This is a genomic window from Gottfriedia acidiceleris, assembly GCF_036421055.1.
In the GTDB taxonomy this organism is placed as follows: Bacteria; Bacillota; Bacilli; order Bacillales; family Bacillaceae_G; genus Gottfriedia; species Gottfriedia acidiceleris_C.
The window spans coordinates 120,613-132,941 of record NZ_JAZGQS010000006.1 but is presented as its reverse complement, the minus strand read 5'-3'; the positions used below and the strand labels follow the sequence as shown (position 1 = coordinate 132,941).

The 12,329-nt window shown below is 32.2% G+C and carries 11 protein-coding genes and 1 pseudogene; 9 read left to right on the top strand and 3 right to left on the bottom strand.

Annotated features, from left to right (window positions below; translation table 11 throughout):
• The first annotated feature begins 61 nt into the window (after positions 1-61).
• Positions 62-403: a DUF805 domain-containing protein gene (locus RAH41_RS11205; RefSeq protein WP_331222565.1), complete on the top strand. Its 342-nt coding sequence runs from the start codon at positions 62-64 to the stop codon at positions 401-403.
• A 59-nt stretch (positions 404-462) separates the two neighbouring features.
• Here the strand turns inward: RAH41_RS11205 and RAH41_RS22620 are convergent, their stop codons facing one another.
• Positions 463-807 (bottom strand): VanZ family protein, encoded by a 345-nt coding sequence (locus tag RAH41_RS22620; protein WP_419471597.1) that lies wholly within the window; start codon positions 805-807, stop codon positions 463-465.
• 285 nt (positions 808-1,092) lie between these two features.
• Here RAH41_RS22620 and RAH41_RS11195 point away from each other — a divergent pair, with 285 nt between their 5' ends.
• From RAH41_RS11195 to RAH41_RS11170, 6 genes and pseudogenes are all read left to right on the top strand, one after another.
• Positions 1,093-1,437 carry a DUF805 domain-containing protein gene (locus RAH41_RS11195; RefSeq protein WP_331222563.1) on the top strand — a complete coding sequence of 115 codons (345 nt, stop codon included), beginning with the start codon at positions 1,093-1,095 and terminating at the stop codon, positions 1,435-1,437.
• A 194-nt stretch (positions 1,438-1,631) separates the two neighbouring features.
• Positions 1,632-2,492, top strand: coding sequence for a hypothetical protein (locus RAH41_RS11190; RefSeq protein ID WP_331222562.1), 861 nt, complete (start codon positions 1,632-1,634; stop codon positions 2,490-2,492).
• A 16-nt stretch (positions 2,493-2,508) separates the two neighbouring features.
• Positions 2,509-3,702: a hypothetical protein gene (locus tag RAH41_RS11185; RefSeq protein ID WP_331222561.1), complete on the top strand. Its 1,194-nt coding sequence runs from the start codon at positions 2,509-2,511 to the stop codon at positions 3,700-3,702.
• Positions 3,703-3,916: 214 nt separating this feature from the next.
• Positions 3,917-5,377 (top strand): flavin monoamine oxidase family protein, encoded by a 1,461-nt coding sequence (locus tag RAH41_RS11180; protein ID WP_331222560.1) that lies wholly within the window; start codon positions 3,917-3,919, stop codon positions 5,375-5,377.
• Between the two features lie 155 nt (positions 5,378-5,532).
• Positions 5,533-5,829, top strand: coding sequence for a barstar family protein (locus RAH41_RS11175; RefSeq protein ID WP_419471593.1), 297 nt, complete (start codon positions 5,533-5,535; stop codon positions 5,827-5,829).
• Positions 5,830-6,007: 178 nt separating this feature from the next.
• Positions 6,008-6,474 (top strand): annotated as a pseudogene (locus RAH41_RS11170) (GNAT family N-acetyltransferase).
• Positions 6,475-7,762: 1,288 nt separating this feature from the next.
• Here the strand turns inward: RAH41_RS11170 and RAH41_RS11165 are convergent.
• Both RAH41_RS11165 and RAH41_RS11160 read right to left on the bottom strand, forming a co-directional pair.
• Positions 7,763-8,338 (bottom strand): hypothetical protein, encoded by a 576-nt coding sequence (locus RAH41_RS11165; protein ID WP_331222558.1) that lies wholly within the window; start codon positions 8,336-8,338, stop codon positions 7,763-7,765.
• A gap of 360 nt (positions 8,339-8,698) precedes the next feature.
• Positions 8,699-9,208, bottom strand: a complete 510-nt coding sequence (locus tag RAH41_RS11160) for a DinB family protein (protein ID WP_331222557.1) — start codon at positions 9,206-9,208, stop codon at positions 8,699-8,701.
• Between the two features lie 497 nt (positions 9,209-9,705).
• Between RAH41_RS11160 and RAH41_RS11155 the strand changes: the two genes are divergently transcribed.
• Both RAH41_RS11155 and RAH41_RS11150 read left to right on the top strand, forming a co-directional pair.
• The gene (locus RAH41_RS11155; protein WP_331222556.1) at positions 9,706-10,290 is read left to right on the top strand and encodes a TetR/AcrR family transcriptional regulator; all 585 of its coding nucleotides are present in this window, start codon (positions 9,706-9,708) and stop codon (positions 10,288-10,290) included.
• Between the two features lie 59 nt (positions 10,291-10,349).
• On the top strand, positions 10,350-12,176 hold the full coding sequence (locus RAH41_RS11150) for an alpha/beta fold hydrolase (protein WP_331222555.1): 1,827 nt from the start codon (positions 10,350-10,352) through the stop codon (positions 12,174-12,176).
• Positions 12,177-12,329: the final 153 nt, after the last annotated feature.

Sequence of the window (12,329 nt, the reverse complement as noted above, 5' to 3'; positions counted from 1 at the left end):
ATAATAAAAAAGAAGTATACACTATCTTTTGGATAAAATAATTTCGTAGGAGAGATCAGTTGTGCAATGGTATTTTAAAGTATTAAAAAATTATGTAGGATTTCATGGTAGAGCGAGTCGAACTGAATATTGGATGTTCTTCTTGATTAATGCAATTATTACTTTTTTACTTAATTTATTAGATAACTTTGCTAATACAGATAACATGATTTCAGGAATTTATGGTTTGCTTACCTTGCTGCCACTAATTGCAGTCGGTGTTCGCAGATTACATGATATTGGTAAAAGTGGTTGGTGGTATTTAATTAGTTTAATCCCGTTTTTAGGATCAATTATTTTATTAATATTTGCTTGTTTTAAAAGTGAAAATCATGAGAATCGTTTTGGACCAGTTCCAAGATAAGATTAAAATTAAAAATGTTCATTGGGTATAAGGAAAACTAAAAGGTACTATATTACTTCTTAGCATTTGAACTTTGAAATCTTATACCCAATGTATGTCCCAATCGTATTTAAAATAACATCATCTATATCTGAGGTTCTAAAAGACATCGTATATTGGATTACTTCAATGCTGACTGATAAAAATAAGCCAATTAGAATTACTTTTTTTGATTTCTTAATGGATGTTAATAAATACCCAAATGGCACAAAAAGAATGATATTTCCAAAGATATTAATGATAAATTGTTTAATGTTGCTAAACTCATTAAACAGTTTGATTAGTGGAATTAAATTTAATCCTCCCTCAGAAACACCTATGCCTAAAGAAGCGACTGGAAAAAATGTAAACCTAAAAATAAACACGAGTGAAAAAATTAACAGTAAAAATTTTATGTAATTTGGCTTCAAAATAAATCTCCCAGAAAAAATGTTTCTATTAATAATAAGTTATTATACATTAATAATTTTGTATTTCCTCAAAAAACTTATTTGACCAAACACCGATCTATTCAAAGTACCCGCCTGATTTTAGGCGGTTATTTGTGTTAATTCAAAATTGATTGTCCTATTATTAAAAATTAATAATGTTACCTAGGTATTAAGAATAGACTTAAATGTACCGTATTTACTTCTTAGGAGGGATTCATCGTGGAATGGTATTTAAAAGTCTTAAAGAATTACGCAGTATTCAGCGGAAGAGCTAGAAGAACAGAGTATTGGATGTTTTTCCTGTTTAATGCCATTATCACTATTATACTTTCAATTTTACAAAGCATTGCGGATATCGATAATATTTTAACTGGAATTTACGGTCTGTTGTTGATATTGCCATCTCTAGCAGTAGGCGCTCGAAGATTACATGATTCTGGTAGAAGTGGCTGGTGGCTGTTAATTGGAATCATACCGTTTATTGGTACAATTATTCTTATCGTTTTCTTCTGTTTGGATAGTGAAGAGGGAGATAATCGATTTGGAGCGAATCCTAAGTATTAAATTGTAAAGATTAATATAAGAGATAAGATGTAAACCGCCTTTTATGAGGGCGGTTTTTTACGTTCATCAGATTGTTGATAATTGTACTTAATTTCGTCAAATGTAAGACGGGTTATGATGGATAAATTTGCTAATCTAAGTTTGTTAGAATTTTCTAATGAAGATTCTAATTCAAATTTAGAGGAGGAAATTAAATGTATTTCAAAAAAATTTTAATTTTTTTATTATGTGCTTCTTTTGCATTGGTACCAATTAGAGCAAATGCACAAGAAAAAAGTACTACTGCTTTGGTGAGTCTTGACGATTTGCTAGAAGAAAAAGTTTCTATACTAGATTCTTTATTAGAAAAAAATGTTAGTAATGATTCCTTAAGTAGAGAAAATTTTATTAATGAGCTCAATCAAATACACATTGAAATTGAAGACTTTTTAAAATCATTAGAATCAGATAGCTTTTATAATACACAAGTTCATATCGAGTTGATTGATAAACTTGGAGAATTGGATTTAAAAGTAGAGCAATACAGTAATAAAAATCTGCTGCGAGCATCAAAAAGCTGGCGATATGGTGATATTCTTTATTACGGGATCGGTAATAATAATGCCGCTGGAGAAAAATCATTAACCGGACATACTGCAGTATTATCAAATATAGACTTTTTTGTTATTGAGGCAGCTAGAACAAAAAGTAATGGAGCGAAAGTTTTTCATTGGAACAGGGATAAATTATGGAAAGGTGCTAGCGGTATTAAACAATATAAAGTTACAAGTAAACTAGGGAAAGATGCGACAGCTACTGAAAGAAATAATGCTGTTAAATTCGGTATAGAACAAATAGGGGAGCCATATGCTCTGAAAACATCAATATGGTCCACTAATGCATGGTATTGCTCTAAGCTATCAAATGCAATGTGGAATCATGTAGGCTATAATTTACAATCATCAAATGCTTATACTATTGACGGAGTTATAGCGGTACTCCCTAGAGATATCATCGCAGACGCCAATGTTCGCCTTATTAAAAATTGGGGAAAAGCATTACCTGGAAAATTATAATAAATAAGGTGATACTATGAAAAGAAAATATACATTTTTATGGATAGCGGTGTTGATTGCAATATTAAGTATTTCTGCAATATCAATTTTTAGAAATTCAGAGTATGAAAACCGTACTATAATCAATGGAATTGAAAATTTTAAACCAAATGATTCCGATAAAAATGACCATTTTTTATTATTTTATCCAGCTGATCCTAGAGTTTCACAAGAATCTACCATTGTAAAAGAAGTGACTAAAAAGGGTAAAATTGTTCGAGAATATGCAATTAAGGATAGTGATTTTGGCAGAATGTTAGTTCAACAAAAGCCGAATAACTTAAATAAATTATTTATATCATTTTTTGGAGACGCTTCAATAGACAACTACTTTTTTACTTATGATATTGCGAAAAGAAAGTTCGATAAAGTGAATCTTGAGTATTTTAAATATCCTGTCGGAGTAGACCATATTCAACATTATGGGGAAGACATTTTGTTTCAAACAATTGTCTCACATAAAACAGGTGATCAAAATATTGATCAAAAGACAAAAGAGTTTAAGATGTCTATTTCTAATTATTCAACTAAAAAAAGCATGGAAACTGAATATGGATTTGTTCCAAAATGGACACCCTTACTAAGTTTTAAAAATAAGATATTTTATGGAACGAGTGGAGAAGTTAATGAAAAGGATATAAAAGTTTATCCTGGGATTGGTATTATAGACTTGGAAAATCAATTAATTCATTACGAATCACCAGAATCAAACGATGTTGACTTGTTTCCTCTTTATTCTTCTAAAGAACATGCCTATATAGTAAGTGATACAGGAAAATTGTATGCGTATAATAGTGAGCTTAAATATGAAGTCTTTGAACCATTTAAGAAACTGAAAAAAAAGGATTCCTACTATGATCAGGAATTTCCTCCATTAATGATTGACGAAAAAACTGCATTATATAATCTGAATAGTTATGAATTTGGAAACACGCTTGGAGTTCTTACATTTGAACCTGTACCAACTTTCAAACCATTAAAAAAGAGCTATGTAAATGCTAAGAACAATTACAAGTTTATTTATCAGGATATTGAAAACGAAGAAATATATGTACTATCTAGTAATGAAGATAGTTATAAAATATTAGTACTAGATAATAAAACTTTTGCTTTGAAAGTAGAATTTCCGGTTGAGTATGGTCATCTGCTTGATTTTATAGTAAGGATTTAAATAACAAATTTGTGACTGCGAATCTTCTTCAATTGGAGATTCTTTTTTTTTTTTTTAGGCTCTGTTAAAAAGGATTGTTGATTTTCTTATTGAACAAAATGGCAGATTAATCGAACAAGGAATTGTAGAGTGATTAATTAGTTTAAAGGTTCATAAATTAAAGTATGAGATAAATGTGGAGACATACTGTGACTTATTGAAAGGGATTGATTAAATGGTATCAAATTTAAATCTTTCTGAGTCTCAAATGATATCTATTATACAAAGTGGATTACGTAAACCAACTACACAAAAAAGTATTGTAATTATTGGCGCAGGCTTATCTGGTTTAGTAGCAGCTTCTTTACTAAAAGAAGCTGGCCATAAAATAACAATCGTAGAAGCCAGTAATAGAATAGGTGGTCGTATACTCACCGTTGGCTCGCCATTTGTGAACAATCAATACTTAGATATGGGACCTATGCGTATACCTTCTGTTCACAAACTAACTCTAGAGTATGTAAAGAAATTTAACCTACCGACTAATGAATTTATTAATAGTACTCCTAATGATATTATCTATTTAAATAATGTTTTAACAAATGTAAAAAATTATGAAAAAAATCCAGATATATTAAATTATCCAGTAAATCCCAGTGAAAAAGGTAAAACAGCAACTGAATTGTTATTATTAGCAATTGGTCCAATCATAGATTTTATTAATCTTGACCCGGATAAAAATTGGGACATTGTTATAAATAAATTTGATCAATATTCTATGGAGATGTTTTTAAAAAATAATCCTATAGGAGTTTCCTTATCACCAGGAGCAGTTGATATGATAAAGGGAATTATTGGAATTGAAGGGTTACCTGAACTTGCATTTACGGCAATATTAAAAGAAATAGTCATACTTTTAACTGAAAATCTTAAACTTTATGAAATTACTGGTGGTACTTATAAATTACCCAATTCATTTTTACCACAGCTTAAAGACAATATTCTTCTTAATCAAAAGGTTGTTTCTATTGTTCAGGAAGATTTCCAAGTAAAAATCTATACAGAGGACTTAAATAGTCATACTTATTTTGAGTTAAAATGTGACAATGTTATCTCTACTATCCCATACTCATTATTAAACTTTGTTAATATCTTGCCATATGAATCCATTTCATACAATAAGTGGAAAGTAATTAGAGAGTTGCATTTTGTAGATTCAACTAAAATTGGCCTACAATTTAAAACAAGGTTTTGGGAAAAATTAGGTTATTTTGGTGGGAAAATTACAACTGATTTGCCTATTAAGTTCACATATTTCCCTAGTCATGATTTAGGTTCAAATAGTACCGGAGTTGTATTAGCTAGTTATACATGGGGGGACGATTCAGCAATTTGGGGAAGTAAGAACGAGGAAAATCAAATTAAAATGGCCCTTTATTATCTATCAGTTTTATTTGGAAAACAAGTCTATAACGAGTTTATTTGCGGATACACTCAAAGATGGTATGAATATCCATTTTCTAGTGGAGCATTTGTAATATTGAAACCTTATCAACAAAAAGAATTGGGACCTTACATAAACTCACCTGAAGGGAGAATATATTTTGGTGGTGCACATTCCTCTTCAAATCCAGGATGGATGCAAGGGGCAATAGAGTCAGGGATCCTTACTGCTTATGGAATTAATAATTTATAGGTTAATATAGATTTTTTATCCAACTAACGAGAGATTTAGTTGAACAAGACAATCGGCTTAATAGTGTATTTTTTTTATTGAGCTAAATGGCAATATAGTTCAATAAGGAAATAAATGTTAATATCAATGTAGTAATGATTATAGAGGTGTTAAAATTGCCAAATGAAATATTAACTATTGATGTAAGTTATGTTAAAACTAACAAGGATTTACATCTACTATTAAAAGAAAAATTAAGATTTCCAGATTTTTATGGTGAGAATTGGGATGCGTTTTGGGATGCGATTACAGGTTTTGTTGCACCATTACCTAAAAAAATAATATTTCTTGGATGGTCAGAATTAGAAATGAATTTACTGGAAGAATCAAAAATATTGAAAGAATGCCTTTTTGAATACAATGAGGAACATGAAGAATTTCCTAATTTTATATCTGAATTTATTTTTAAATAATTAAAATTCCTTATGCAACTAAAACATGCATTGGTTGTACAACGATCGACTGCTTCGCGGTCTTTTTTTATTGGACAAAATGGCAGTTTACTGCAAGAAGAAGGATATTCAGTTATGTAACAAAATTGAATAAATATTTAGTTGATTGTATAATTATTTACAAGGGGGGTGATTGAATATGGAGATTAAATTCGCACAAGTATCGGACGCATCAATAATTCACGATTTAATGTTAAAGGCATTTATGGAATATAAAGATGAAGTTCCACCATCAAGTGCCTTAGAGGAGACGGTTCAATCAGTATCATCTGCTTTAATAGAAGGTGAAAAAGCTTAATTGCTTTTGTTGATAATGCACCAGTGGGAATGGTCCGTTTTCAATTGAAAAATGAAGGACTTTATTTTTATAGACTTTCAGTTATTCCAGAAAAACAAGGTCAAGGAATTGCAAAGAATTTATTGGCATCATTAGAAGAATATGCACATAAAAAAGAAATTCCTACTATTCTTTGTAAGGTACGAATGACTGTGCCTAAAAATATACAACTTTATAGTTCGATAGGATATAGCATCTATGATGAGGAAGTAGTACATAAACCGAATGGTATAAATATTCAAGTTGTTTCTATGCAGAAGAAGCTATAGTTCTTCAACTACTATGGGAGTAGCAATTAAATTCCCATTCACAGTTGTGAATCGTTGGTTTTGGGATTCATGGATGGCTAACGGGCGCGATTTTTCAATAGAAGATCGCTTTTTTTAATTAACAAAATGGCAGGGTAGTTGAATAAGTAAACAGGTATATTAGATAGCGTTATAGAAATAGATGATGAGAGTGTTTAGTAAAAATTTTCTCATACAAATAAAATAGGGAGTAATAGATAATGAAATTATGATTTTAATAGTTGGATATAGAGTTTATTCTTCTACAAATAAACCCGTAAAAAATAGGTTAACTACCCCTATGAAAGTAATCGAAAAAATAATTAAAAGATAAATACATCATTGAGGTTGTTAAAGTTTATGACAATTACATACAACACAAGCTATTAATATGCACCTTATGTTGTTGAATTAACTGGCAGAATAGTTGAAATCGAGTCTACATAAATACGCTTATCGGTAATTAAAAAAAGGAGCTTCAATTTAGAAGTTCCTTTTTCAGTAATAAAAATTTATTTGAAGAAATCAACTAGATAAGGATTTAATAATAATTTAAGAGCACTAAGAATGATGGCTCCAAGAATTAAATGGATAGTCCAAATTGTATTATTTTCTATTTATTCTATTTTTTGTTCAACTCTCTGAATTGCGCTTTCTGCTACTGCTAAACGTTTCTTTATTTGTCCGATTTCTTGTTGTAATTCTTTGACCTCTTTTATTTTTATAGGTCTCCCTTTTCTTAACTTGTCCTATTGGTATATTATTCTTATAATTTTATGTTTGTTCATCTAAAATGCCGAATTAAAAACTATAAATATCTCATATAAAGCTAGTTAACATAAAACCGTTATTGATAGTAATGAAAAAGCTTTGGTTACTTTGAACCAAAGCTTTTTATGATTGTTCATTAAATTCTTTTTTTATATATCGTTAATCTCCTTTTGATGGATCTTTTACAGAATTTATTAACCAAGTAAAATAAACTACATCTATTATTTTAGAGTATAACTCCCACAGCTGGCATTGAAACCGTTACCGTTGACAGATATCGAAACTTTGTCCTTTTATCCTAAAAAAAAGCAATCCGAATACGATTGCTCTCTTTTCCAAATTTTATCTTTTTGGTGGCTCATTAATTATTCTTTATCCTGTATTAATTAATTATGAGCGAGTTATTTTAATTAATTTGATTACGCCGTAAATAATTCCAGCTAACACTAAAATTGTAACAGGTAAAACTACAATCATTCCTAACATTTTATGTATTCTCCTATTCAAGAATTGACGATTTTGTTATATTACCATCCTCATCACAAGCAACATTAACTCTAATATATCGTTCCTGTATTACTATTCCAACACCATAAACTGATAATCCCCAACTTGCTGTACCTGATTGGTATGCAAAACGTTTGCTATCGCTAGGTTTTTGAACAGCTGACTCTTTATCATAAACTGACCACAATCCACCATCGAAATATCTTTTTATATAATTTACAGTTCTTTGTGCAGTAACTTTTGTGCCATCATAAGTAAAGTCTGCTCCTATTTTAGCTTCAAAAAGTTTAGTACCATATGTACTAAAAGCAATGCGTGAATTAGAAGCTGATTTTGTTTTCGTTGATGATGCAGCAGATACATTTTCACCAAATAAAGTATTTACCACTATGTTTTTAACTTTAGTGAAAGCTGTAGTTTCTTCCTCATCAATTGGATCAGTAACTTCTTTTTCAGGACTTTCTTCTAAAGTATCTAAAATTATACCATTACTATTAAATTCTAGAGAAGTATTATTATCAATTTTATATTTAGATTCAAATTCTTTATTATTTATTAGTACATTCAAATTATCATTATCTTGAATTCCCTTAGCTTCTAACTTATCTACTATTTTACTATCGTGCCCGGATGTATATTCTTCTATAAATTCATCGTATTCGTTAGGTTTTGTGTCTTTTAATTCATCAACAAGAGTAGTTTCATATTTTTCTTGTGCTGAAATATCAGAAGAAGTCAGAAAAAGTGATCGTAAGTTATCGTATTTATAGGACTAAGATAATCTGTTTACTATGATGAATAATCCATACAAATCGAGTCTACATAAATACGCTTATCGGCAATAAAAAAAGGACCTTCCAAGAAGATTCTTTTTTTTGCTGCTTCTTCATCTATGAGAAATTAGGTTTTTTCATTAATTGATAAAGACTTATAAGTATTTATCACTAATCACTTTCATATGGTGTAACTCGTGCCCGGCAATGCCATATGCAATGGTACCTAATGAAACTGGCCTGTTCATCACAGTTCCATTTCGATCCCACGCTGCATCATCAATGGTTGAAATAAGGCTTAACGTGTTGGAGCGTACCGTGTCAAAACCAGCTAGTAGCTGATTCCAGGATAATTTGTTGAAGTTTGCCGCAGAAACGTATTGATCTTGATCCATTGCTGGGAGTGGTGCACTTTCATTTCGTGCAATGGCAAGCATTCGATACGACATCACACGTTCCGAGTCGGTCATATGCCCAATCACTTCTTTTAAAGTCCATTTCCCTGGTGCGTACGCCTTTCTTGCTGACTCCTCTGATACGCTGCTTAATAGAGTAATGGTATTAGTTCTTTGCTTACTAAGTATCTCTATAATATCTCCATCTGGCACAAGACTAACATACTTGTAATGCTCTGGATTTTCAATAAATAATGGTCGTGGACGCACAAAAATCCTCCTCATCGAAATAGTTAATTATGGTTCTAAGCAAATATTCGACTGTCAAAAAGATATTTCCTTTATTTTTGATTTTTAATTTCATTCTCGGAATTGAAGATGTACGCAAAACTGTGAAGCAATTTCTGAAGAGCCCGGTGCGGAAAATCGTAATTACGACTTTTTTGGGTGAGTCGTACCACAAGTGATGGTAAACAAAAAAGAATAGGTTACTATTGAATTGTGTAGATTAGATAAGTTAAAGAATAAATTAATATAGACTGCTGCAATTTAATAAACGTATAGAAGTATTTAAGGAAGGACAAGCATAAAATAGCTTGTTTTTTTTTATGGTTTTAATTAGGAGAATAGTGTATTTGTACTGCTTATTTTGTTAATAGGCGAAAGAAATTATAAAAAGGTAATGATTATACGTATTTCAACATACGTGTAATCGTTTTATCAATCATTCCCTTGACTCTCTATTTGTAGTACTGTATAGTACTAATATGAAGAAAAATACTCTTAGCAATAAAGATATTGCTCTACAATCCGCTTTTACATTGTTTCTTACTAAAGGTTTTCTGGCAACAAGCATGGACGACATAGTCGCACATAGTAAAGTTTCGAAAACGAACATTTATTATTATTTTAAGAGCAAGGAGGAGTTATTGCTCTCTATTGTTAATCTGTTGATAGAACATTACGAGGAGCGAATTAATTATATTGTGTCTCAAAGTGAGCTCACCGTTCAGGATAAATTAGAAGCGGTTCTCCACATTTTAAGCGATAATATTGAACAAAATAACTACCTTGGCGGTTGTCCTTTCCTGACTCTGTATACCCAGACGCCTATTGACGCCGTTGAAATTAGAGATAGAATCAAGAGTTTTTTTGAAAAACAGCTACATGGTGTTGAACTGATTTTAGCCCAAGGGATTGCACGGCAAGAACTAAAGGCAGAGTTGCCCGTTAAACAAACAGCTACGTTGATTGTCTCCTCAATTGAGGGTGCTCTCTTCTTGGCTCAAGCTTCTAATAACCAAGATATGATAAAAAATTTATTTCCTACTTTAGCTTTCATGCTAAAGTAATATTTTTAGTTATTTTAGTACTGGTTAGTACTAAAAAATAATGAAGGAGTGTTTATATTATGAATATCTTTATGACAGGCGGAACTGGTTATATTGGACGTCATCTAATTGCTAAGTTAGCTTCTCAGCACAAGATTTATGTACTTGTACGCCAAAAAAATCGTCTTCTTACTATCATCAATCATCTGGCACCCGATCAACAGAACAACATTGTTCCCGTTATCGGTGATCTAACACAGCCTCGACTAGGTTTAAGTGATGCCAGCTATAAGCAATTACTTGCAACTGATCTGATTATTCATGCAGGTGGTCCAATGAATATTGAGATGAACCTCAGTGAAGCTGAGCAGTCTTTCCTCTATCCTGCAAAATCCCTTGCTCGGCTAGCACAGGATATCCACGCTGCAAAAGAATTAAAGCATTTTATCCATGTCGTAGGATTTATGAGTCCCTATGATGAACAAAATGCATTGTTGGATCTAGATCATTTACTGGACAATCAACCTCCTTATGAAAAAATGAAGTTTTTAGCCGATTCTTATATACGAAAAACTCTTCATAACATGAGCATTCCCTTATCTACTGTTAATCCTAGTGTAATCGTCGGAGACTCCTTCTCAGGGAAAACAGAACAGATTGGAGGCCTTAGTATCTTAGTCGATGCTGTAAGGCGAAATCTTATTCCGCTTGTGCCAGGTGGCGACGATTATTGGTTGCCAATGGTCCATATTGATCATGTGGCTTCGTTTATTTCAAAACTTGTTAATACAGAAAGGGTATCAAGCAATACCTACTATCTTTTAGATTCTAAGCAAGAGAGTCCGTCGATCCGAACTTTCATCAAACTCATGGCATACGAATTGCAGGTAACACAGCCGTTAGGAACTATACCACTTCCGTTATTGAAAACTGTGCTTAAAATGGGTGCCGGTAAAATGCTTGGTATTCCTAAAGAATCTATGAGTTTTCTTGTTAAGTCGGAATTTCCTGTTTACAGTAAATTAGAAATAGAACGAAGGAACGGAAGAAATTCATTCGTAGTGCCATCCACGCTGCCATTTATCATTAGCGATTTGGATTATCGATTAAATCATTTAAACCTGAATCAAAATGAGCAGAAAGATTTTAGTCAACGAAGAAGGGCTAACTTAGTTTCGCTAGAGAAAGATAGGAATGAAACGCCGATTATTTTTCTTCATGGGACGTTCAGCAATGCGGATGCCCTTTTGCCTCTCTCTCAGTTTTTAAGCAGTTTAAATACTTGGTTCGTAGATTTACCTGGATTTGGGCGTACCCCTTATCACCATAATCCTTCTGTGCTAGAAGGCTATGTAGAGAGCGTTTCTACTATGATCGCTGAGTTGAACAGACCCGTTATATTAGTGGGACATTCATTTGGAGGATTGATTGCAGCTCATGTGATGGAGCGACTGCCCTCACTGATCAAACAACTTATTTTATTGCAGCCAGTACTGCATCCTATCCAACTTAAATTTAGATTTCGACGTTTTACAAGTTTCGTTCTAAAATATATGGAGCCCGTCCGTTTGGAAAAAGAGCTACTTCAAGCCAGTAGCTTCACAACATCCAGTCAGTTATTGAGTAATTACGCTCATTCTGTGGCTCGTGATTTAAAATCCCCCCGCATACGCAAAACTAACGCTACCATCATGTCTAGCCTAACTTTATCAAAATCCTTTCAACTAAATCCCGAGACATGGGATAAGAGGAAAATTAAGGTACTATGGGGAGCTTTGGACAAAGATCATCATGTCCCAAAGCAGTTTGAAGACTTGGACATTACACATATTCAGTACGGTCATCAGTTTCCTGTTGAATCCCCTGAGCTAACTGCTCAATGGATTTCTCAAGTTGTAACAGAATAAAGGTTCTTGAAAGTATTGATAGAGGTGTCGATTGTCAAATAAATTCAGACTGTTTTTTTAAGGGCTCGTTTTCTGAACAGCCTGGTGAGGAGCGGAGTTACCCTAGACGGTAATGAGCACCGCTCAACAGGCGAAGTAACGAAGAAAGCGAGC